The following is a 20787-nucleotide window of genomic DNA, read 5'->3' on the forward strand; positions in this document are numbered from 1 at the left end:
GGGGCCGGTTCGGCGCCCGACCCGGCCCCCGACCCGGCCCCCGAGGGCATCCGCGACCGCATCGACTCGGGCTACGGTGCGCTGAGCCCGAGCGAGCAGCGTGCGGCGGACTTCATCCTCGATCACCTCGACGACCTCGCCGTCTACACGGCGACCGAGATCGCCGAGCAGAGCGGGGTGTCGAAGGCGACGGTGTCGCGGCTGTTCCGGCGCCTCGGGTTCACCGACGCGCAGGAGGTCCGCGATCAGGCGAGGGCCTCACGGAGCCGAGGGGTCCCGGTCGGGTCGGCCAGCGCCTCCTCGGATCTCGTGCGTCACGCGGCGGCGGAGCACCGCAACCTGCAGCGCATGCTCGACGGTCTCGCCGACGGTCGGCTCGAGCGGGCGGCGACGCTGATCGCCGGGGCCCGCCGGGTGGTCGTCGCGGGGTTCCGCAACAGCTACCCGGTCGCCTCGCACCTGCGGCAGCAGCTCGTGCAGGCGCGCGACGACGTGCGTCTCGCGCCGCAGCCCGGGCAGTCGGTCGGCGAGGAGCTGGCCGGGCTGGGCGAGCGCGACGTCGTCGTGCTCGTCGGGTTCCGTCGGCGACCGGCCGGTTTCGCGGGGCTCGTCAGCGCCCTCGGGCGGCAGGGCGTGCCCGTGGTGCTGATCGGCGACGTGACGGCCCGCGCCCCCGGTGCGCTGCGGCTCGAGTGCCCGGTCGACAGCGAGTCGCCGTTCGACAGCTACGCCGCGGCGATGAGTCTCGCGGCGCTGCTCGCCTCCGCTGTGCTCGCCGAGCATCCGCGGGCGGGGCGGACGCGGGTCGGTCAGATCACGTCGCTCTACAGCGACCTCGCCGAACTCGAGTAGCGGATGACGGCCAGCGTCGCAGCGGCGGCGACGGAGAGTCCCCTAGGGTCGAAGTCATGGTGAGCACCGCCGACGCCCCCGGTTCTCGGCCCCGCAAGGCGGAGGTGCGAGAACGGCTGCTGGTGGCCGCGGCCCGGCTGTTCTCGACCGGCGGGGTCCACACGACCACGCTCGACGAGGTGGCCCGCGAGGCCGGCTTCAGCAAGGGCGCCGTCTACTCGAACTTCGCGTCGAAGGCCGATCTCGTGGTCGAGCTGCTGCGCCGCGAGACCGACGGGGCGCTGAAGGCCCTCGACGACATGATGCTGCCCGGCACCGAGCTGACCTCGCTGCCCGACGCGGTGCGCCGGGCGTTCGAGCCGTACGGCCCCGGCACGGCCGAGGACTTCGCGCTCATGTCCGAGTTCCGTTCGCAGGCGCTCGCCGACGAGCAGGTCATGGCGGTCTTCGTCGAGCAGCGTCGGGCCGTGCTCGAGAAGCTGCGCGGGCTGATCGATCAGGTCTTCGCCGGAGGCACGGTGCAGGTCACGGGACTGACCTCCGACACCCTCGCGCGCCTCCTGATCGACATCGCCCTCGGGTCGGCCTTCGACTCGCCCGCCACCGGCGAGGTGTCGCCGGGTCAGGTGATGGGCGAGGTGGTCGAGGCGCTGACGAGATCGCGGCGGATCGCCACCACGGTCACGTCGTCGGGGTAGTCGCCCTCGGCGGCCAGACGGGTGATGCTCGTCACCGAGCCCGACGCGGTGGGCTCGGCGGCGGTCGCGACGTCGGCGGCCCTGCTGAGCGCCGACACGTCGTCGTCGAAGAGGTCGAGGACCCCGTCGCTGCAGATCAGCAGCAGATCGCCGGGATCGAGACGCGCCGTGGTCGTCACCCAGGTCTGCGTGCCGAAGACGCCCATCGGGAGGTTCTCGGAGGCGATCACCTCGCGGGTGCCGTCGGCTCGGCAGATGACGCCCAGACCGTGACCCGCGTCGACCGCCGTCACCACGCCGCTCTCGGCGTCGAGCCGCAGGTGCAGCAGGGTGACGAAGGCGTCGACGGCCTCGAGATCCGTCTCGACCGCGCGATCGACGATGGACATCGTCTGACCGGGCTCGTGAGACGGGGTCGCGGCGCGGAGCGACGCCCGGACGGTCGCCGCGATCATCGCCGCGCCGACCCCCTTGCCCATGACGTCGGCGAGGGTGACCACGAGGCCGTCCGGTGTCCGCTGCCAGTCGAAGAAGTCACCGCTGACCGCACCGCTCGGGATGCAGGTGCCGGCGACGTCGTAGCCCGGCAGATCGGGGGTCGACTGCGGCAGCAGCCGGCGCTGCACCCCGCCGCCGTCGAGCAGCTCCTGACGCGAGCGGGCCGCGCGGGCGGCGAGCACCTTGGTGGTCTGCTCGCCGCTGAGCGACGCCATGCTGAACGACACCACGACGAGGAGCACGAGGGTGATCAGCGTCGTCGACGGGGTTCCGAAGAAGGTGACGAAGAGGTCGCTGCGCGGGCCGACCGCCAGGAAGACCCCGAAGCGGACGAGGTAGTAGAGACCGAGGGCCCCCGAGGCCAGGATGAGCGGCCAGCGGGTTCGCGACAGGTGGGCGTCGAGCAGCACGATCTCGCGGGTGGAGAGACTGATCAGAGTGCCCATCAGGGCCAGATAGAAGGGTCCGCCCGACCAGTCGTTCGTCGCCGGCGAGTCGAAGGCCGACACGGACGTGACGAAGGCCGCCGGTGCGACGACGAGCCACCACGGCGTCGGTCGGCCCCGCAGGGATCTGCTGCCCATCCAGACCGATGCGGCGCCGGCGACCACGACGCCGTTGCCGAGGGGATTGCCCCACACCTGATCGGCCGTGCCGTCTCGCAGATAGGCGAAGGACCCGGCCATGAAGAGGACGAGCGCCGCGCACCACCAGAAGCTGAAGGCGGATCGCGTGCTGCGGTAGGTGACGAACGCGAAGAGCAGGAACAGGGTGAGGGTGATGACGCCGAACGCGATCCGCAGAGTGATGGAGTCGAGCAAGGAGGATCTCTGTTCTTTCGTAGTCGGGCGACCGGAGAACTCGACCTCGGCGGGTCGTATCGGCGGCCTCGCACGCCTCGGACCCCCACGGTATTTTAAGCCGCCGGAGGGGGCGGCAGGGCACCCCCAGTTGGGGAACGACCCGTTCTGGTCACGGGGAGAAGATCAGCAGGGCGAACACGCCGAACAGGACGAGATGGGCGACCCCGTGCAGCGCGTTGGTGCGCTTCGACGTGAAGGTGACGATGCTCAACGCGAGCGTCGCCGCGATGAGCACCGTGTTCGCGGCCGACTCGCCGAGAACGACCGTCTCGCCGGTGATCAGGCCGATGACGAGCACCGCGGGGAGGGTCAGGCCGACGGTGGAGACGAAGGCGCCGAGCCCCAGGTTGATGGTCCGCTGGGTCTCGTTGCCCAGGGAGGCGCGGATCGCCGTCACAGCCTCGGGAGTGAAGACGATGAGGGCGATCAGGACGCCGCTCAGGGTCGCGGGGGCGCCGAGGAGGGCGATCCCGACGTCGAGCAGGGTGGCCAGATCGTGCGAGAGCAGCACGATGGGGAGGACGGTGACGACGAGCAGAGCCGAGTGGGTGATGACGATGGATCTGCTCGGATGGGCCGCGGACTCGTTCCCCGTGCCGCCCGTCGTCGCCTCCGACATCGCCCCGGACGTCGCCTCCGACATCGTCGCCGCTGTGGGGGAGGGCTGCGTGAACAGCTCGCGGTTCTTCGTCGTCTGCAGGCCGAGGAAGATCGCGTAGGCGGCGGCCGCCAGGACGGCGACGCCGACCGCCTGCACGTCCGAGAACGATCCGGCGGCGGCCGAGGTGGTCGCATTCGGCAGGACGAGCGCGAGCAGCGTGAAGACGACGATCATTCCGAGGTACTGCGACGTGCCCTCCCGGTTGTAACGCTGGGGGCCGTGCCGCAGTCCGCCCACCAGGAGGGCGGCACCCAGCACGCCGTTGATGATGATCATCATCACGGCGAAGAGGGAGTCGCGGGCGATGGTCGTCGACTCACCCGGCCCGAGCATGACCGAGGCGATCAGGATGACCTCGATGATCACGATCGACAGGGTCAGGATCAGGGTGCCGAAGGGCTCTCCGAGGGCTCTCGCCAGGTGCTCGGCCTCGTGGACGACGCGGAACGCCGCGACCACGATCGCCGCGAGGATCACGACGAACGACACCGCGGCCACCGGGGGAGCGACGGGGTCGTGGAGCAGACCCGGTCCGACGATGACGGAGGCGGCGACGACCAGCCACACGGCGATCAGCGGCACGAGGGTCGAGGGGGCGAGGACGACGCCGAGGGGCGTCGCCGGGGCCGTCGTCGGTGCCTCTGTCGAGGGGTGTGAACGAGTCGTGTGGGGCATGGTCACCTCCGCGAGGTCGTCCCCGAGAGCTGCCGACCCGCGGAGGTCGTCCCCCGGGGTGCATCGATCAGCCGACGATACCAGCGCCGCCCGAGCATCCCCGGTGCAGAACGCACGATCAGTGGCTGGCGCCGAGTTCGATGAGGAGCACGCCGCCGACGATGATGACGATGCCGAGGCTCATCAGCCAGGTCAGCGGCTCCTCGAACAGGAACCTCGAGATGATCGCGGTGACGGCGACCCCCGCCGCGGCCCAGATGCCGTAGGCGACTCCGAGGGGGATGCCGCCGGCGAGGGCGAGGGCGAGCATGGAGAAGGCGACGACGTAGCCGGCGGCGACGCCGCCGTACCAGCGCCTGTCCTCGATGGCGAGGCGGAGGGACGTCGTCCCGGCGACCTCGAAGGCGATGGCGAGGAGGAGGAACAGGTAGGCCATCAGTCGGTCTCCGGCTTCGTCGCAGCCTGGGCGCCGAGCTCGACGCAGAGGACGCCGACGATGACGACGACGATGCCGATGCCCATCAGGAACGTGATCGGCTCACCGAAGAACAGACTCGATGCGACCGCCGTCAGGGCGACGCCGCTGGCACCCCAGATGCCGTAGGCGACCCCGAGGGCCATCCCGGTGCGGAGCACCAGGGCCAGGAGGATGAAGGCGGCCAGGTAGCCCACGGCGACCACGGCGTAGAAGGCGGGCTGCTCGAGGGCGGCTTTGAGCGACAGCGACGCGGTCACCTCGGACAGGATCGCCGCCGCGAGGAGCAGCCAGCCCTTCGTGGTCTCGTTCATGAGTCGGTCCCTTCGTCGATCGAGCTTAGAGACCACCGTGCACTACCGTGGGCGTGCGGCAGTCGCTGCAGTCAACGAAGGAATCGCCGTCACTAACGCATCCGGCAGCTCTCCCCGACGAGCGCTCCCCGCCCTGGTCTCCGGGCCCCACACCAGACGACTCGGCACCGTCGCGGTCATCGCGACGTTCGGCGGGCTGCTCTTCGGCTACGACACCGGTGTCATCAACGGCGCCCTCGACTCGATGGAGGAGAGCCTCGGGCTCACGCCCACCACCGAGGGCGTCATGGTGTCGGCGATCCTGATCGGAGCCGCCCTCGGGGCGTTCTTCATCGGGCGGATCTCGGACGCCTTCGGCCGGAAGCCCACCATCAACACGTTGGCGATCCTGTTCTTCTTCGCCGCCCTCGCGTGCGTCCTCGCCCCCACCTGGGAGTTCCTCACCGGGGCGAGGTTCTTCCTGGGGATCGCCGTCGGCGGCGCCTCCGTCACGGTCCCCGTCTTCCTCGCCGAGCTGGCCCCGACCGAGCAGCGCGGCGGACTCGTCAGTCGCAACGAGCTCATGATCGTCTCGGGCCAGCTCGCCGCGTTCGCGATCAACGCCGTCATCGGCAGCATCTGGGGCGAGCACGACGACGTCTGGCGCTACATGCTCTCGGTCGCCGTGCTGCCCGCCATCGCGCTCTTCATCGGCATGTTCCGTGTGCCCGAGAGCCCCCGCTGGCTCATCGCGAAGGGCCGAGACGACGACGCCCTCGCAGTCCTCAAGCAGATCCGCGCCGACGACCGCGCCGTGGCCGAGATGGCCGAGGTCCGCGAACTCGCGGAGGAGGAGAAGGAGGCCCGGAGAGCCCGCCTCGCCGACCTCGTCGCCGAACCCTGGCTCCGGAGGATCCTGCTCGTCGGGATCGGCCTGGCCGTCGCCCAGCAGCTGACCGGCATCAACTCGATCATGTACTACGGCACCCAGGTGCTGCAGCAGTCGGGCTTCTCGCAGAACGGCGCCCTCATCGCCAACGTCGGCGCCGGCGTGATCGCGGTCGTGGCGATGCTCGTCGCCCTGCGCATCATCAACAGGGTCGGCCGACGCAACATGCTCATGTTCGGCTTCGCCGGCGTGACGGTCTTCCACCTGCTCATCGGCCTGTCGTCCCTGCTGATCCCGGAGGGCCTGGGCCGTGCGATCGTCGTGCTGATCTTCATCATCGGCTTCGTCGGCACCATGCAGGGCACCATCGGGCCGCTCGTGTGGCTCATGCTCAGCGAGATCTTCCCGCTCAAGCTCCGCGGGATCGGGATGGGTCTCACCGCGCTCGTGCTCTGGCTCACGAACTTCGCCGTCAGCCTGCTCTTCCCGATCCTGGTCGCGGGCATCGGCATCTCGACGACGTTCTTCATCTTCGCCGTGCTGAACGCCGCCTCCTTCGTCTTCGCCGCGACCCGCGTCCCCGAGACCAATGGCCGTTCTCTCGAGCAGATCGAAGAGGACTTCAGCACAGGGTCCATCGACGTCGTGAGATGACCCCCGCGGGCGCATAGGAGAAGCCCCCTCCCGCACGAGGTGCGAGAGGGGGCCCACCGGGAACACCGGCCCCGCCCGGGTGGGCGAGGCCGGCTGTCGTCACGGATTCACCAGAGGGTGTTATTCCGTGGCGACGGTGATCTTCGCGACGCCGACGAGCATCTCGTCCTGGACGGCGTCGGTGCTGAAGGTCTCGTTCAGCAGCGCGGCGGCGTCGGGGCTGATGTGCACGGTCGTGCCCTCGAGGACGGCGTTGGTGCCCTCCATCTGGAGGGGCTTCAGGGTGCCGCCCCAGAGGTTGAACAGGTACGCGTCTTCGACGACGACCTCGCCGTTGGCGGACACGGTGCCGTACAGCTTCGACTCGCCCGGGTCGATGCGGAAGTCGGTGAGCTCGACGGTGGTGTCACCGGCGGTCAGCGACAGGCCCGAGCCGTCGTGGTCGAGCTCGCCCTGGACGTAGGGGCGCACGTCGGAGGAGGGGTCGTAGTAGTCGACGTTGCCGCCGGTGATCGGGAACGCGAACGTGCCCGTGGCGCCGTCGAAGGTGCCGGTGCCGACCGGGGCCGGGGTCAGACCCAGCGAGGTGAGCGCGTCGACGAAGGACTGGTCGACGGTGACCTGGGTGTCGACGCCGTTGCTGAGGTCGGGGAGCGAGGCGACCGGGGTGGCCTCGGCGCTGGGCTCGGCCGATGCCGAAGCCGAGCTGGTCGACTCGGTGGAGCCGCTGTTGGAGTCCATCGAGCACGCGGCGAGCGAGAACACGAGGGCGCCGGAAGCGACGAGGCCGAGTCCGACCTTGGTGATCTTCTTACGGGAGAAAGCATTCATGATCAGGTCCTTTTCTGTGATTCCCGGTGGGGATGAAAAGGATTCGCCACCCTCCCGCCAAACGATTGGAACCGATCTGGTTCGTTACCTTTCCGTGATGAAGGGAGGCCCGAGCGGGATGATCGCGGGCGCGGCCCCCGGCCGTCCGACACGATGCTGGCCGGGCGTTGACGTTCTCCTGACGGGCTGCTGACGCGTGTCTCGCGAGGCTGATCCCACAGCAGATCACCGGCCGGACCCCCGGCCCTCACGCGAAGGAATCCGCACATGACCCGCCGTAGCCGCTTCACCGTCTCCGCCGTCGCCCTCTCCGCCGTGGCCCTGCTCGGCATCACGGGCTGCACGGCCGCGACGGCCGACGCCGCCTCCGACGCCTCCTCGCCGGTCGCCGCCCCGAGTGACGCCGAGGTGCAGGCCCTGTTCGACGACTGGAACGCCTCGCTCGCCACGGGCGACCCCGAGCAGGTCGCCGAGCACTACGCCGACGACGCGGTCCTGCTGCCGACCGTCTCGCCCGGCATCCACGACACCGAGGAGGAGCGGCTCGAGTACTTCGAGGGCTTCCTGCTCGACGAGCCGTCGGGTGAGATCACCGAGGGCGTCGTCCGCGACCTGGGCGACGGGTACGTCTCGCACTCCGGTCTCTACACGTTCACGATGGGGGCGACCGGTGACGTCGTGCCCGCGCGGTTCACCTTCGTGTACGCCGAGACCGACGGCGAGTGGAAGATCGTCGAGCACCACTCCTCGAAGGAGCCGGTGAAGCAGTAGGCCATCGTGTCGACCCTCGGCGCACCTCCGGCGTCCGTTCGTTTCCTGTCCAGCCGCGACTGAGACGATCCGGTGTGCACGTTCTCCTCGTCGAAGACGACCCCGCGATCGCCGGGTCCTTGCGCGAAGGCCTCGCGCGCTACGGCTACGAGGTCGACTGGGTGACGACCGGGCGGGAGGCGCTGTCCGCCGACGCTCCCGGCGTGGTCCTCCTCGACCTCGGTCTGCCCGACATGGACGGCCTCGACGTGTGCCGCCGTCTGCGCGCCCGGTCGAACGTGCCGATCATCGTCGTCACCGCCCGCGGCGACGAGGTCGACACGGTCGCGGGGCTCGAGGTCGGGGCCGACGACTACGTCGCGAAGCCGTTCGGGGTCCGCGAGATCGTCGCGCGGATCCGCGCCGTGACCCGCCGGCACGCGACCGACGCGACGGGCGAGGGAACGGAGCCCGCGCCTCCTCCCGTCCGGCTCGGCACGGTCACCATCGACGTCGCGGCCCGCCGCGTGACCCAGGGCGACTTCGAGATCGCACTCGCCCCGAAGGAGTTCGATCTGCTCGTCGCCCTGGCCCGCCGGGTCGGATCGGTCGTCACCCGGGAGGCGCTGATCGACGAGGTCTGGGACACCCACTGGTTCGGGTCCACCCGCACGCTCGACGTCCACGTCTCGGCGCTGCGGCAGAAGCTCGGCGCGGCGGTCGCGATCACGACCGTGCGCGGGGTGGGGTTCCGGGTGGAGCACGCCGATGCGCCGTAGGCTCATCGCCTCGTACCTGGTGATCGTCGGCCTCGCGCTCGTCACGTTCACGGTGCCGGTCGGCATCCAGCTGAACGACCTGCTGCGCGACGGTCAGCGCGAGGTGGCCCTGAGGGAGGCGCGCACGATCGCGGTCCTCCTCTCGACGGCGACGGAGGCGGACGATGCCACGGCCCGCGGCGCCCGACTCGCACTGGTCCGGCTGCGCGAGGAGGTCGAGGATCAGACCGACGGCCGCGTCGAGCTGATCGGCGTCGACCGGCGACCGGCCCTCGGTCGCGAGGTCGCGGGGGCCGACGACGGTGACTTCGACGCGGCCCTGTCGGGGGAGGAGAGCGTGCGATCGCTCGACGACTCCGTGCTGGGCGAGCGCGGTCTGCAGGTGACCGTCCCCGCGGTGACCGACGACGGCCGGGTGGACGGCGCCGTGCGGGTGACCGTGCCGTCCGCGCCCGTCGACGCTCAGGTGCAGGGCGTGTGGCTCTTCCGACTCGGGGCCGGGGTGATCGTGCTCGTCCTGTCGGTGATCGCGAGCGCCGTCGTCGCGACGTCGCTGCTGCGGCCGCTCAGGCTGCTCGACGCCATGGCCGATCGCATCTCGCGCGGCGACGTGAGCGCCCGGGTGGATCTCGACGAGATGAGCACCTCCGAGATGCGGCGTCTGGCGGGCACGTTGAACGACGGCACGCGGCGCATCGAGGTGCTGCTCACCGCGCAGCGCGCCTTCACCGCCGACGCGTCGCATCAGCTGCGGACGCCGCTCACCGCCCTGCGCCTGGGTCTCGAGAACCTCCACGACCGTCTCGACGACCCGGGCGACAAGGCGGCCGTCGATCGCGCCCTGAGCGAGTCGGGTCGTCTCAGTCGCCTCGTCTCCGACCTGCTCGAGCTGGCGCGGAGTCAGGCGTCGACGGCCACGCCGGTGCGGGTCGACATCCGCGGTGTGCTCGACGAGCGGGCGGACATCTGGTCGTCGGCGGCGGAGGACGTCGGGGTGGCGATCGTCGTCGATCTGCCGGGTGGTGAGCTGCCGGTGCTGGCGACCCCGGGGCATCTCGAGCAGGCGCTCGACAACCTGATCGACAACGCGGTGCGGGCGAGTCCGGCGGGTGCGACGGTGACCCTCCGGGCGGCGCCGACGTCGGACGGGGTCGTGGTCGAGGTGAGCGACCAGGGCGGCGGCATGACGGCGGACGACCGCGCCCGGGCGTTCGACCGCTTCTGGAGCACGGCACCGGGCGGCTCGGGTCTCGGGCTCGCGATAGCCCGCGAGCTCGTCGAGCACGACGGCGGGTCGATCGGCCTGGCCGACGCCCGGGGCGGCGGGCTCACCGCCGGGCTCCTCCTCAGGGGCGGCGGGGCGGACCTGCAGGAGGCGCACCAGAGTCCGACCGGGCGCCCGCCGCTCCGGCCCCGTGCGCGGTGAGCGGGGTGCGCCACGCACGAGTCGCGCGACGAATACGGCACGGCGCCTGCGTGTGCCGGCCCGCAGTCGGTCGTTCAGAGATCATGCGGCCTGCTGTTCCGAGGCATACCTCAGTGCCACGGGCGCTCTGGGTCACGGCTCGCGTGGCGTTGGAACGTGTTTTCGACAGGGAGGGTCATGTACCTCCGTAATGCCCGGGTGGTGAGGTTCGTGATGGTGACAGCATCGCGGTGGGGTTAGCCCAGCGTCCTCTTCACCGTGTAGCTTGCAGGCACTGGGTTATCGAGCGACGTTGTAGGCGCGACGTAGATCCGCCGCGGCACCCGACGGTGTGACCGTTCTTGCTGGCCCAGTCAGGGATTTTTCGCAGCCCCGACGGGTCCGACCTCGCCGCCGAAGCGCCGCCTGCGTTCTTCCGCCCGGTCACCCTCCGGCGCGCCGCTATATAGATGGTCAAGAGCCTCGCTCGGTTCGTCCACGTGCGCCTGGCTTAGGTCGATCTCATAGGAGATGGCGTCGAGGCAAAAGTGACGGTCATCTTTCCGCCGTCGGCAAGGGGGAGTCGTCGAGGTCATGGACGAGTTGAACGAGAGTTTTCTGAGCCATATTTCTCTCCTCAGGATACGTTCTACTACGCAAGGGTTTTCACGGGGTTGTTAGGCCTAGAGAATAGGGTCAGGTGTGTGGCACATGGGCTTGCCCGAACGGAACCAACAATTTGTAAATTGGGAGAAATGAAGTTGTCCGAAAGTCTAGTTTTTTCCGATGATCCAATTGAAGTTGAGCATGCGGATCGACTGGGACGCGCACCCTTTGTCCAGCAACTGACGGCGGTTTTGACGTCCGCCTCACGCGGTGGCTTGTCGAGTGTTTTCGGGCTTGTTGGACCGTGGGGCTCGGGAAAAAGTAGCGTTCTCAAGCTTCTTTCAAGAAGGCTGTATAACTCGTTGGAGCCGTGGCAAATAGTTGAGTTCAATCCTTGGTCCTACGCCGACGAGACGTCGATGCAGCTCGGCTTTTTTGGAGAGCTCCGATCGGCTCTTCCAAAACGAGGCCAGACCGGCAAGGCGCGCAAGGCATTGGGGAACTTAAGTACCACTCTGGCCCCGCTTGCCGGTGTGGTCGGTGGCTTTGCTGGAGTGAACGGAAGTGCTATTGCTTCCAGCCTTGGCCAAATTTTGATTGGTGACGCATCGGCCTCCAAGGCATTTCGCGACGCCGAGATTGCGCTTCGGCGAACGAACATTCCAATCTTAATGATCATTGATGATCTTGATCGACTTGACCCTCAGGAGTTGGTCCTGGTTGCGAAGCTTGTCCGGCTCGTGGGACGGCTACCGAACGTCTATTACCTCCTCAGCTACGACGAGGCCACTCTATTGGATGTCCTGTCTCGTACATCTCTCGTTGGCGGTAAGCAGTCTCGGGCGAAGGAATATCTCGAAAAAATCATTCAGATGCGTTTCGATCTGCCACCGTTGCGTACCGCCCAGGCTTCAGAGCTCGTCAAATTGAACATCGAGAAGGTCGAAGTGCGACTTGGTGTCAAGTTAGATGAACCAAGTCGCCAACGCTTTATGCGAGCTTACGAGGAGACCCTCTCTTCTCGGCTGCAAACTGTTCGAGGCATAAATAGATTTTTCGCTCAATTGGAGTTGCTAACTCCTAGGCTGGTCCCAGACGTTGATCTCACTGATTTCATACTATTGACCTGGTTGCGGGTGTTCGAGCCACGTCTTTATTCCTCCATCTACACGCACCGCAGCTGGGCTCTTGGTATTCGGGCCGTTTCTCTATCAAGACTTTTTTCTAAGGAGGAAAGTGATGACGGTGCCAAGCGTCACATGGAACTTTTGGATCGCATCTCCTCAGCTGGTGTTGACTCTGAGCACACCGATGACGTTGCCATTCTTCTAGGAACCCTTTTCCCGGCACTTCGTAGTGACCTAGTAGAGCAGCGGTTCCGCTTCACCCCTGAAGCTGCTTCGAATTCTCCGCGCCGCATCGCGGATCCCGATTACTTCGACCGCTACTTTGCCTATTTGGTGCCTGAGGAAGACGTCTCTGATGCTCTCGTTGACCGCGGCTTGGCGGCACTTCACGAAGGCCTTAGCGGTGGCCCTGACCTTGGTGCGTTGGCAACGGCTCTCAAATCACATGGCACGCTAACTGCTCGGAAGATTCAGAGTCGAGATTCGGACGCCCCTCTTCTTGCAAGTTGGATTTTGACCATGCTTCCGCGCGCGGCAGAGTGGGCAAGCGATGATGATTCCGTTGTATCACGTCTTTTGCAGTGGAATGTATTGCGCTTGTCGCCAGTGCATTTTAAGGACGCCGTGCGCGACTTGTGTTCGTCTTCTGCAGGACGCCTTGAGGTGATTCGCATGGGTACATATCTACGGAGCGGCCGAGACACCACGGCTATGTATGCACGCGTGCCATTAAGCAACGTCGAGGGATTCTGGACGCATCTGTGTGACGTTCTGCCGCCAATCCTCATGGGCGAGCTTGATCGGCAACTTCCCGAAAGTGCTCTTGACGCTTCGCCGACGTTCATGGAAATGTTGTGGCTCCACGAGGACATCACGCATGGCGCTGCGCGAGATTGGCTGAAGGAGCAGAGAGTTTCTGGTCGATGGAGCCTTCTGGACGAATTGGCTCGCCTTGTGCACGGTGGCAGTACTAGTGCGCGACCTGGCGTGCCGATTCTTGACCACCTCACTGAGGAAGACTTTTTAACCTACTTCGACCCGGATGAGGTTGCTGAGGGGTTGAGGGTTGAACTGGCTTCAGCACCTGAGCTTCCCGAGCAAGATTGGAACTTGGAGGACACCGGTCAAAACCGGCGTTCCGTCGCTCTAGATGACGCCCGACGATACCTTGAAAAACGCCGGGCAGGCGACGAGTAATAGATGCTTTTCCTCATGGTCAGTAAGCCGATTGAGCGATGGGTGCAAGGCCTTGTCTGTCTGAGTGTTTCGGTCACCTGTACGTCGCGTCTGCACCGCACGAGATCGACTCAGGTCTCCGCTTCGACAAGTGACCGATAGAAGTCCGTCACGGGCTCTCCCCCCCCCCCCCCGAATATCAGGCGGTTTCATCCATGGCATGAGCCATCATGATCAGGCGCACTGGGTCACTTCTCCTGGACGCAGGAGAGGGAGCAGCAGAAGAAGTAGAAGAATGCGGGGACGGGGTCTGACGGAGCCGATGAGGCCACCTGGAGGAACGCTCCCGACGATCGTCGACCGGGCCTTCTGCGAGAGTGCTGGCATGCTCTCTCCTCAGTCGCTGTCCGAAGGTGACCGTCGTCTCGTCGCAGCATGGGCTGCTGACTGCGCTGAGAGGGTCTTGCCTCTCTTCGAGGCCGAGGCTCCGGAAGACGACCGACCACGGGACGGGATCGCTCGCGCGCATGCGTTCTCGCGAGGTGAGCTGGATGCAGCGGGAGAGATACGGCGCCGCTTCGTCGCGGGGCGGGCCGCGCAGTCAGCCACGTCGCCGGCGGGGAAGGCGGCCGCGTGGTCCGCGGGGCAAGCGGCCGGCGTAGCGCACATGGGCGCCCACGCTCTGGGCGCAGCCGCCTATGCGGCGAAAGCGGCCGGGCTGGCATCGCCGAACGGAGGCGAGACCGAGGTGCAGTGGCAACTGCAGCGCATGAGCCGCTCGGTCCGGGCCGCACTCCGCACCCTGCCGCTTCTCGGAGAGGACTCGTCCGGCCCTCTCGGTCCGGGGCTCCTGGCTTCCGGTGTGCTCGGAGAGACGATCCATGCACTGCAGCGCACCCTCACAGACATCGAGCAGGACTGAGCTTCCCCTGTGGTCCTCTTGTGCAGGTCCCGAAGGGGATCGTGCACCGAACCGCCCCGCTGTCGCCAGCTGGCTCTTAGTCTCGAGGCATGAGCTCGTTCACCTGGCCGGGGTCGGCCCAGCAGGAGGCCGCTCCGGTGGCCGTGATCCTTCCCGGCACGGGCTACACCGCCAAAGCGCCGTTGCTCTACTGGTCTGCTGTCCTGCTCTGTCAACGAGGGTGGCGTGTTCGGGCGGTCGAATGGGACATGGATCCACAGGCGGTCGACGAATCACAGGCTCACGTCGAGCGTGAGTTGCAGGAGGCCGGCGATGCAGCGGGTGGCCGTATCGATCTCGTCGTCGCCAAGTCGTTCGGCACCCTCGGCCTGCCGTGGGCAGTGGCACATGCTGTTCCGGGCGTGTGGCTCACGCCGGTCCTGACTGAGGCGGTGATCTTCGACGCGTTGGTTCGGGCATCGGCGGCCCATCTCGCCGTCGGAGGCAGTCGGGATCCACTGTGGTCTCCTGCGATGCGCCTCAAGACAGATGCAGTCGTCCAGACGATGGAGGGTGCCGATCACAGCTTGCTCCTCGCCGACGACTGGCACGGCTCCCTGGATCTGCACAAGCAGCTCTACGAGGTCATCGCGGAGCATGCGAAGCGCGTCCGCTAGAGGATCGACGTCTCCTGCGCCCAGTCGCCCGATGGCCGAATCGTGCATCGGGCGTGCCACGAGGGCACGGTTGGGGCTGCGTCCTGGGCCCCTACCTAACTCTGAATGGCGCGAACGGTCTCTCGGACCGCGTCGTCGACGAGGGCCTGGCGCGCGTTCGCATCGTCCTGTTCCGACTCGTGCACGAAGGCCACGGAACCGCGCCGAGCTCCTACGTAGTCCACGATCCCGTGCTCGATCTGCGTGCGGAGCGCCTGCTCGTAGCCGTGCCGCTCGTACGTGCCGGCGGCGTCGCCCGCGACGGCTACGAGGTGGACGGTGAGCCTGCCGAGATTGCGCCGTGTGCCGCTCTCGTCGATGCTGAAGGCCCAACCGTTGATGAACACGCGATCGATCCAGCCCTTCAACAGCGCCGGCATCGACCACCAGTAGACGGGGAACACCAGGACGAGGTGGTCGGCGGCATCGAGTCGAAGCTGCTCGCGGACGACGTCGGCGGGGGTCCCCCCGTCGCCGCGATAGCAGGCCCGATCGGCGAGACCGAAGCGTGGGTCGAAGCCCTCAGCGGCGAGGTCGGCGACTGCGCCCTCGCCGGGTTGCAGTGCCTCGAGGATCTGCCGGGCGATGCCGGCGGTGAGGGAGGTCTGATCGGGGTGCGCGGTGACGATGAGGGTGTTCACGCACCCCAGTCAAGCGGACGCGGCTGGTCGCCCCGCCGCTCTGTTAGGGCAGCAGCAGCGACTCCAGTTCCCTTCGGTCGCCTCTGAAGGCGTTCATGTCGATGAACTCCTCATCACCGTCGTATCCGTCGAGTCGTTCGCGCGCGGACCACTGCCAGAAGGTCCAGTCGCGGTCGTCGGCGAGATGCGGCGAGGTGGCGACGGAGCGGAACCAGATGGGGTTGTCGGGGTAGTTCCCGGCGAGGTACCGCTCGTACCAGTCGCGGGTCGCGTAGAGCACAGCCGGTCGGCCGTAGTGCCGTTCGATGGCCAGCAGGAGCGGGTCGAGCACCTCCCGGACCGCGTCTGCCGGGGGAGGAGCGTCGCAGTACTCCGCGTAGCACTCGACGTCGACCACGACGGGCAGATCACCCCCGTTCCGGGAGACGGTGGCGATGACGTTGGCTGCCTGATCGGCTCCCGGGCTGTCGACGCTGATGAAGTGGTACGCGCCGACGAGCAGGTCGGTGTCGTGTGCGTCGGCCCAGTTGTCGTCGAATCGGGGGTCCTGGTAGCTCGAGCCTTCCGTGGCTTTGATCCACGCGAAGTCGATGTCCTCCTCCGCCAGGACATCCCAGTCGATCATGCCCTGGTAGGCGGACACATCGACGCCCTGCACCGGGTACCGGAGGGCCGCCGTGCGGGTGGGCCAGAGCGTTCCCGTCAGGAGGAGCGCGGCGACGACGAGCAGGGCGAGGGCGACCCCGGCGGCCGCGAGCACGACGCGGCGCCGCCGACGCGGTCGAGGAAGCGGGCGTGCTCTGGCTACCATCCAGGTCCTCCAATGCGGAGCCTCATTCGTTGTCGGATGCGACCTGCAGGTCATGCCACCCAGGAACCACGATGGTCTCATGACCTATCTGCACGGGATCGATGTCGCTGCTGAGCTTCGTGAGGTTCGGGATCATTGGACGCCGCGGGTCGTCGGGCAGGTGAACGACCAGTACGTGAAGGTCGCCAAGCTGCTCGGTGAGCTGGTCTGGCACGCTCACGATGCTGAGGACGAGATGTTCCTCGTCGTCTCGGGCCGCCTCCGGATCCAGCTGCCTGACGACGAAGAGGTCGTACTCGGCCCAGGGCAGTTCCACGTCGTCCCCCGAGGGGTGCAGCACAATCCGATCGCGGACGAAGAGGTCGAGATCGTCCTGATCGAGACGGTCACGACGGCCCACACCGGCGACGTCATCGTCGAGGGCACCGTTCCGGTCGAGAGGCAGATCGGCGACTTCCGCTGACCTGGACAGCAGGGCCGACGGTGTGTCCGGTGGGCGATCGCGGAAAGGGCAGGCGTAAGCGGTGGGATCCGGGTGCGACGACGGTGTTCCGGCTCGGCTGCTGGTGCCTGGTGGCAGCCCGCCGGCCCTCATCTAGGAGGCGAAGAGGCGGAGTGCGTCCTCGCTGAGTGGGCGGTCGGCGAAGAGGAGCCGTACGGCATCCGGGTCGGGGTTCCCCTCGTCCGGGCCGCGCCACACGAGCTCGAGGCCCGCCCGCTGGGCCGCACGACGCGATCCCTCGTTGTGCTCGAGGAGGGACGCGACCAGCGGCAGATCGCGCCCTGTCGCGGACACCGCCTGTCGAGCCGCTGCGACGATCTCCTGCGCGTAGCCCCGTCCCCATGCCGATGGAGAGAGTCGGTAGTAGATGTTCCAGGCGAGGCCCCCGCGAAGGCTGGGGCCGCCCATGCCGACCAGCGCGCCCGTCGCCGTGTCCCGCGCGACCCATACATCGACGCCGTTGACTTCCCACCCCGCCAGGTACCGATCGACGAGTTCGCGCGTCTGGGCCGGCTCGGTGTGGCGTGCGGACGGGAGGTGTCTCCAGACCTCCGGGTCGGCATGCAGGGCGTGGAGTTCCGGCAGATCTCGATCGCTGGGGCGGGAGAGCGTCAAGCGCTCCGTCAGCGTCGCCTGTATCGAGTGAGTCATGTCCACCATTCTCCCGTGCGTCGTCCATCAGGAGTCAGTCGCCGCGGCTCCGACGATCATCGAGGCTGGCCGAAATGCGAGACGGGCGCACGCCAGGGTCGACAGCGCGAAGTGCATGCGTTGTAATAGATCTCGGTAAGCGCGCTGGTTACGCGCCAGGAATGGACCGATTTCGGGATCGGCCATCCGCCCTCGACCGGCTACCGCGGCGATTCTGATCCTCGTCGCGTCGGCCGTCTGTCGATGTCGAGGGCGGGGCCGGCTTCGCGCACCCCTGCGCGGCGGCCCCGCCTGAAAGCACAGAGACCCTGATCTCCGTACCTTCGCACCACGACTGCGGTGTCGTCGGTGATGGAGTCGACGGAGTTCTCGCTGCGGCGCTGGGGTCCTCTATGCCATGGACGGGGCCTGGTGGTTCCATGGAGCGATGGCACCCGACTCAGACTCCGACGGCCGGACCGTGAGCTTCTCCATCGGACCGGACGAGATCGTGATCCGACACAAGTACGAAGTCGTGAGCATCGTCAACGACATCATGGTCGCGGCCTGGTTCGTGGTGGGCAGCATCCTCTTCTTCTCCGAGTCCACCACCATCACGGGTACGTGGCTCTTTCTGCTCGGCAGCATCCAGCTGATGATCCGACCCCTCATCAGACTCGCTCGTCGCATCCATCTGCAGCGTTCCGGCAGCGGCGCACCCGGAGACAGCGGACAGGATTTCTGACCTGCGACGGTCTGACGCATCCGACGGCCTGGCGCCTCCGACGGTTCCACTCTGGACTCGAGGCCAGGTGCACCCGGTGCCGTCCGGAGTGGTCGGCGCCGACGTCACCCGATGACCGGGCGGTCCTCGGGGTAGTCGTAGAGCAGTGTCCGTCGCCGGACCGCGAGGGCGGACGCGAGGCCGATGGGGCCGACCCGCCCGGCGAACATGAGCGCTGCGAGGACGTACTTGCCGAAGGGCTCGAGCTCGGCGCTCAGCCCGACGCTGAGGCCGCAGGTCGCGAAGGCGGAGATCACCTCGAAGAGGATGCGGTCGAGGGGCTCGTCGCTGACGGTCATGATCAGCGCCGTCGCGGCGAGTACGAGTGTCGCGCCGAGGAAGATGACGCTGATCGCGACGCGGAGGGCCGCCTCGGGCACGGTGCGGCGGAAGACCCTGACGTTCTTGTCGCCCTTGCCCTCGGCGGCGATCGCCAGGAACAGCAGCGCGATCGTCGTCACCTTGATGCCGCCGGCGGTCGACGCGGACCCGCCACCGACGAACATGAGGGCGTCGGTGGCGAGGAGGGTGATGGGGTGGGAGGCGCCGGTGTCGACGAGCGCGAAGCCGCCGCTGCGCATCATGGTCGACGCGAACAGGCCGTGGATGATCTTGTCGCCGGAGGCCATGTCGCCGATCGTGGCCGTGTTGCCCCACTCGAGGAGGGTCCACACGACGGCCCCGAAGATCAGGAGGCCGGTGGTCACGGACAGAGTGAGCTTGGTGTGGAGGTTCCAGCGTCGTACGTGGGTCCTGTGGACCATCAAGATCATGAACACCGGGAACCCGAGGCTGCCGATGAAGACCCCGGCCATCAGCGGCACGAGGATGAACGGGTCGGTGCCGAACTGCTCGAGGCCGCCTTCGTGGGTGACGAACCCGGCGTTGTTGAAGGCCGAGATCGCGTAGAAGATACCGTGCCAGGTGCCGGAGGCCACGGACCCCTCGCGGACGATGAACGCCGGCACCAGCACCAGGGCGAGAGCCGCCTCGACCACGACCGTGGTGAGGACGACGATCTTCAGCAGCGACTGGACCTCGCCGAGCTTGCTCGTGCCGATGCCCTGCTGAGCCATGATGCGGCCCCGGACACCGAGCTTGTGCGTGACGGCCCGGGAGAGGAGGAGGGCGATGGTGACGATGCCGAGGCCGCCGACCTGGATGCCGGCGAGGATGACGACCTGCCCGAAGAAGGACCAGTGGGAGGCGGTGTCGACGGTCACGAGCCCGGTGACGGTCATCGCCGAGACAGCGGTGAACACCGCATCGTGCAGCGGGGTGCGTGTCCCGTCCGACGTCGCGGCCGGCAGTGCGAGCAGTGCCGAGAACAGGACGATCACGCTGAGGAAGATCCCGAGGGCCACGAGGGCCGGGGACCGTCGCAAGGCGCCCTGCGACAGCGCGGCGATGCGCGCCGTCGCCGCCCCGTCGTTCACGTCACCACCCCCCGCGTGTCGCTCATGCCCGGGGGCGCCGACCCCGGACGGCGAGGATCGGACCACCGGTGACCACGGCGCTCAGGGAGCCGACGAGGACGCCGACCCCGACGACGTCGTCAGGGTCGCTCGAGCGGCTCGGATCAGGGGACGAGTTCACGCGAAGAGACTAACCCTCGACCGGGCGTGCTGACGGAGCAGGACTCTGCACAGCAGCTCGTCGGGCCCGTGTCTCGGGTGCCCGATGGAGGATCCCGGGTCGGGCGGTCTCTACGGTGGTGGCATGCGTTCTCTCACCAAGCTCGACGAGTGGTCTGCGGCAGACGTCCTCCAAGTGTTCGCTCTGGCGGATGCGTACAGCGAGGGCCGTGGGCCGGTCAAGGAGGGGGCGGCGGTCATGTTCTTTCCGCCGAGCAGTCTGCGGACGAGAGTCACGTTCGAGCGCGGGGCCTCGCTGATGGGGCTCCAGCCGATCGTTTTCCCCGACACCACGCTCGACAAGCCGGAGGCTCTGGCCGATGTCGCCCGGTATCTGGACGCCTGGGTCGACATCATCGTGGCTCGGCACCCCGACCTCTCCGTCATCGAGGGCTTGGCGGTGGCTCACGCGCTGCCCGTCGTGAACGCGATGACCGACGTCAATCACCCATGCGAGGTGCTCTCCGACCTGTACTCCCTGCGCCGCAGGGGAGACATCTCGGAGCTCCGCTTCCTCTTCGTCGGAGCCGACGGCAACATCGCGAGAGCATGGCAGGAGGCCGCGAGGGTGCTGGAGTTGGATCTCATCCAGTGCTGCCCGGCTGAGCTCGCGACTCCGGGCGCTCTCTGGACAGATGACCTGGATGCGGCCATCAGATCAGCGGACGTCGTCCTCACCGACGGTCCCGGGCCTCACGCCGAGCTCCTCGAGCCCTATCGGGTCACGGCGGCCCTTCTCGACCTCGCGCCGGCAGGGGTGCGCTTCGCTCCGTGCCCACCATTCGTCCGCGGCCGCGAGGTGAGCGCCGACGCCGTGTCGCACTCGGCCTTCGTCGGTCATGCGTTCAAGGCCCCGCTCCTCCCTGTGCAGCAGGCGATCATGGCGTTCTGCCTCGACCTCGGATGACGACGAGCCCCTGTAGTCGATCGATTGAG

General features: G+C 67.5%; 22 protein-coding genes. 12 read left to right on the forward strand and 10 right to left on the reverse strand.

The window, feature by feature from the left end; translation table 11 throughout:
- Positions 1–852 (forward strand): MurR/RpiR family transcriptional regulator (locus ACZ6JE_RS11200; protein WP_464318974.1); only part of this gene is annotated, 852 nt, incomplete at its 5' end.
- A 56-nt stretch (positions 853–908) separates the two neighbouring features.
- A complete protein-coding gene (locus ACZ6JE_RS11205; protein WP_192061447.1) occupies positions 909–1550 on the forward strand; it encodes a TetR/AcrR family transcriptional regulator in 642 nt (213 codons plus the stop codon).
- Here the strand turns inward: ACZ6JE_RS11205 and ACZ6JE_RS11210 are convergent.
- From ACZ6JE_RS11210 to ACZ6JE_RS11225, 4 genes are all read right to left on the reverse strand, one after another.
- Positions 1475–2869 carry a PP2C family protein-serine/threonine phosphatase gene (locus ACZ6JE_RS11210; protein ID WP_464318975.1) on the reverse strand — a complete coding sequence of 465 codons (1395 nt, stop codon included), beginning with the start codon at positions 2867–2869 and terminating at the stop codon, positions 1475–1477. The two genes, ACZ6JE_RS11205 and ACZ6JE_RS11210, sit on opposite strands and share 76 nt — an antisense overlap.
- Before the next feature lie 151 nt (positions 2870–3020).
- Positions 3021–4247, reverse strand: a complete 1227-nt coding sequence (locus tag ACZ6JE_RS11215; RefSeq protein ID WP_464318976.1) for a calcium:cation antiporter — start codon at positions 4245–4247, stop codon at positions 3021–3023.
- 118 nt (positions 4248–4365) lie between these two features.
- A complete protein-coding gene (locus ACZ6JE_RS11220; protein ID WP_464318977.1) occupies positions 4366–4683 on the reverse strand; it encodes a DMT family transporter in 318 nt (105 codons plus the stop codon).
- Positions 4683–5036, reverse strand: a complete 354-nt coding sequence (locus ACZ6JE_RS11225) for a DMT family transporter (RefSeq protein WP_463464231.1) — start codon at positions 5034–5036, stop codon at positions 4683–4685. The genes ACZ6JE_RS11220 and ACZ6JE_RS11225 overlap by 1 nt, the downstream gene beginning before the upstream one ends.
- 37 nt (positions 5037–5073) lie before the next feature.
- Here ACZ6JE_RS11225 and ACZ6JE_RS11230 point away from each other — a divergent pair, with 37 nt between their 5' ends.
- Positions 5074–6558 carry a sugar porter family MFS transporter gene (locus tag ACZ6JE_RS11230; protein WP_464318978.1) on the forward strand — a complete coding sequence of 495 codons (1485 nt, stop codon included), beginning with the start codon at positions 5074–5076 and terminating at the stop codon, positions 6556–6558.
- A gap of 120 nt (positions 6559–6678) precedes the next feature.
- Here the strand turns inward: ACZ6JE_RS11230 and ACZ6JE_RS11235 are convergent, their stop codons facing one another.
- Positions 6679–7389 carry a hypothetical protein gene (locus ACZ6JE_RS11235; RefSeq protein WP_463463372.1) on the reverse strand — a complete coding sequence of 237 codons (711 nt, stop codon included), beginning with the start codon at positions 7387–7389 and terminating at the stop codon, positions 6679–6681.
- A gap of 267 nt (positions 7390–7656) precedes the next feature.
- Between ACZ6JE_RS11235 and ACZ6JE_RS11240 the strand changes: the two genes are divergently transcribed.
- From ACZ6JE_RS11240 to ACZ6JE_RS11265, 6 genes are all read left to right on the forward strand, one after another.
- The gene (locus tag ACZ6JE_RS11240; RefSeq protein WP_464318979.1) at positions 7657–8160 is read left to right on the forward strand and encodes an SgcJ/EcaC family oxidoreductase; all 504 of its coding nucleotides are present in this window, start codon (positions 7657–7659) and stop codon (positions 8158–8160) included.
- A gap of 74 nt (positions 8161–8234) precedes the next feature.
- Entirely contained in the window at positions 8235–8918 is a 684-nt protein-coding gene (locus tag ACZ6JE_RS11245; protein WP_464318980.1) for a response regulator transcription factor, read from the forward strand.
- Positions 8908–10344: a sensor histidine kinase gene (locus ACZ6JE_RS11250; protein ID WP_464318981.1), complete on the forward strand. Its 1437-nt coding sequence runs from the start codon at positions 8908–8910 to the stop codon at positions 10342–10344. The genes ACZ6JE_RS11245 and ACZ6JE_RS11250 overlap by 11 nt, the downstream gene beginning before the upstream one ends.
- Before the next feature lie 734 nt (positions 10345–11078).
- Positions 11079–13253 (forward strand): KAP family P-loop NTPase fold protein, encoded by a 2175-nt coding sequence (locus ACZ6JE_RS11255; protein ID WP_464318982.1) that lies wholly within the window; start codon positions 11079–11081, stop codon positions 13251–13253.
- Positions 13254–13617: 364 nt separating this feature from the next.
- Positions 13618–14154, forward strand: coding sequence for a putative immunity protein (locus tag ACZ6JE_RS11260; RefSeq protein ID WP_464318983.1), 537 nt, complete (start codon positions 13618–13620; stop codon positions 14152–14154).
- Positions 14155–14243: 89 nt separating this feature from the next.
- Entirely contained in the window at positions 14244–14810 is a 567-nt protein-coding gene (locus tag ACZ6JE_RS11265) for a hypothetical protein (protein ID WP_464318984.1), read from the forward strand.
- A 95-nt stretch (positions 14811–14905) separates the two neighbouring features.
- Here the strand turns inward: ACZ6JE_RS11265 and ACZ6JE_RS11270 are convergent, their stop codons facing one another.
- Positions 14906–15490, reverse strand: a complete 585-nt coding sequence (locus tag ACZ6JE_RS11270) for an NAD(P)H-dependent oxidoreductase (protein ID WP_464318985.1) — start codon at positions 15488–15490, stop codon at positions 14906–14908.
- A 43-nt stretch (positions 15491–15533) separates the two neighbouring features.
- Entirely contained in the window at positions 15534–16301 is a 768-nt protein-coding gene (locus ACZ6JE_RS11275; protein ID WP_464318986.1) for a GH25 family lysozyme, read from the reverse strand.
- Positions 16302–16380: 79 nt separating this feature from the next.
- Here ACZ6JE_RS11275 and ACZ6JE_RS11280 point away from each other — a divergent pair, with 79 nt between their 5' ends.
- The gene (locus ACZ6JE_RS11280) at positions 16381–16764 is read left to right on the forward strand and encodes a cupin domain-containing protein (protein WP_464318987.1); all 384 of its coding nucleotides are present in this window, start codon (positions 16381–16383) and stop codon (positions 16762–16764) included.
- Positions 16765–16896: 132 nt separating this feature from the next.
- Here ACZ6JE_RS11280 and ACZ6JE_RS11285 read toward each other — a convergent pair whose 3' ends face one another.
- Complete coding sequence (locus ACZ6JE_RS11285) at positions 16897–17454, reverse strand: GNAT family N-acetyltransferase (RefSeq protein WP_464318988.1); 558 nt, start codon at positions 17452–17454, stop codon at positions 16897–16899.
- Positions 17455–17881: 427 nt separating this feature from the next.
- Between ACZ6JE_RS11285 and ACZ6JE_RS11290 the strand changes: the two genes are divergently transcribed.
- Complete coding sequence (locus tag ACZ6JE_RS11290; protein WP_464318989.1) at positions 17882–18178, forward strand: YrhK family protein; 297 nt, start codon at positions 17882–17884, stop codon at positions 18176–18178.
- Between the two features lie 104 nt (positions 18179–18282).
- On the opposite strand, the gene ACZ6JE_RS11295 is transcribed toward ACZ6JE_RS11290, so the two are convergent.
- Positions 18283–19653, reverse strand: coding sequence for a TrkH family potassium uptake protein (locus ACZ6JE_RS11295; protein WP_464318990.1), 1371 nt, complete (start codon positions 19651–19653; stop codon positions 18283–18285).
- A 22-nt stretch (positions 19654–19675) separates the two neighbouring features.
- Positions 19676–19813, reverse strand: coding sequence for a hypothetical protein (locus ACZ6JE_RS11300; RefSeq protein WP_464318991.1), 138 nt, complete (start codon positions 19811–19813; stop codon positions 19676–19678).
- Between the two features lie 123 nt (positions 19814–19936).
- Here ACZ6JE_RS11300 and ACZ6JE_RS11305 point away from each other — a divergent pair, with 123 nt between their 5' ends.
- Positions 19937–20758 (forward strand): ornithine carbamoyltransferase, encoded by an 822-nt coding sequence (locus ACZ6JE_RS11305; protein ID WP_464318992.1) that lies wholly within the window; start codon positions 19937–19939, stop codon positions 20756–20758.
- The last annotated feature ends 29 nt before the right edge of the window (positions 20759–20787 follow it).

The organism is Frigoribacterium sp. AC759 (assembly GCF_979256015.1).

Excerpts from the sequence above, each read along its gene's own strand:
- ACZ6JE_RS11205 (WP_192061447.1), top strand. The coding sequence starts at position 909 with ATGGTGAGCACCGCCGACGCCCCCGGTTCTCGGCCCCGCAAGGCGGAG.
- ACZ6JE_RS11215 (WP_464318976.1), bottom strand. The coding sequence starts at position 4,247 with ATGCCCCACACGACTCGTTCACACCCCTCGACAGAGGCACCGACGACG.
- ACZ6JE_RS11220 (WP_464318977.1), bottom strand. The coding sequence starts at position 4,683 with ATGGCCTACCTGTTCCTCCTCCTCGCCATCGCCTTCGAGGTCGCCGGG.
- ACZ6JE_RS11225 (WP_463464231.1), bottom strand. The coding sequence starts at position 5,036 with ATGAACGAGACCACGAAGGGCTGGCTGCTCCTCGCGGCGGCGATCCTG.
- ACZ6JE_RS11235 (WP_463463372.1), bottom strand. The coding sequence starts at position 7,389 with ATGAATGCTTTCTCCCGTAAGAAGATCACCAAGGTCGGACTCGGCCTC.
- ACZ6JE_RS11240 (WP_464318979.1), top strand. The coding sequence starts at position 7,657 with ATGACCCGCCGTAGCCGCTTCACCGTCTCCGCCGTCGCCCTCTCCGCC.
- ACZ6JE_RS11250 (WP_464318981.1), top strand. The coding sequence starts at position 8,908 with ATGCGCCGTAGGCTCATCGCCTCGTACCTGGTGATCGTCGGCCTCGCG.
- ACZ6JE_RS11255 (WP_464318982.1), top strand. The coding sequence starts at position 11,079 with ATGAAGTTGTCCGAAAGTCTAGTTTTTTCCGATGATCCAATTGAAGTT.
- ACZ6JE_RS11260 (WP_464318983.1), top strand. The coding sequence starts at position 13,618 with ATGCTCTCTCCTCAGTCGCTGTCCGAAGGTGACCGTCGTCTCGTCGCA.
- ACZ6JE_RS11265 (WP_464318984.1), top strand. The coding sequence starts at position 14,244 with ATGAGCTCGTTCACCTGGCCGGGGTCGGCCCAGCAGGAGGCCGCTCCG.
- ACZ6JE_RS11275 (WP_464318986.1), bottom strand. The coding sequence starts at position 16,301 with ATGGTAGCCAGAGCACGCCCGCTTCCTCGACCGCGTCGGCGGCGCCGC.
- ACZ6JE_RS11280 (WP_464318987.1), top strand. The coding sequence starts at position 16,381 with ATGACCTATCTGCACGGGATCGATGTCGCTGCTGAGCTTCGTGAGGTT.
- ACZ6JE_RS11285 (WP_464318988.1), bottom strand. The coding sequence starts at position 17,454 with ATGACTCACTCGATACAGGCGACGCTGACGGAGCGCTTGACGCTCTCC.
- ACZ6JE_RS11290 (WP_464318989.1), top strand. The coding sequence starts at position 17,882 with ATGGCACCCGACTCAGACTCCGACGGCCGGACCGTGAGCTTCTCCATC.
- ACZ6JE_RS11305 (WP_464318992.1), top strand. The coding sequence starts at position 19,937 with ATGCGTTCTCTCACCAAGCTCGACGAGTGGTCTGCGGCAGACGTCCTC.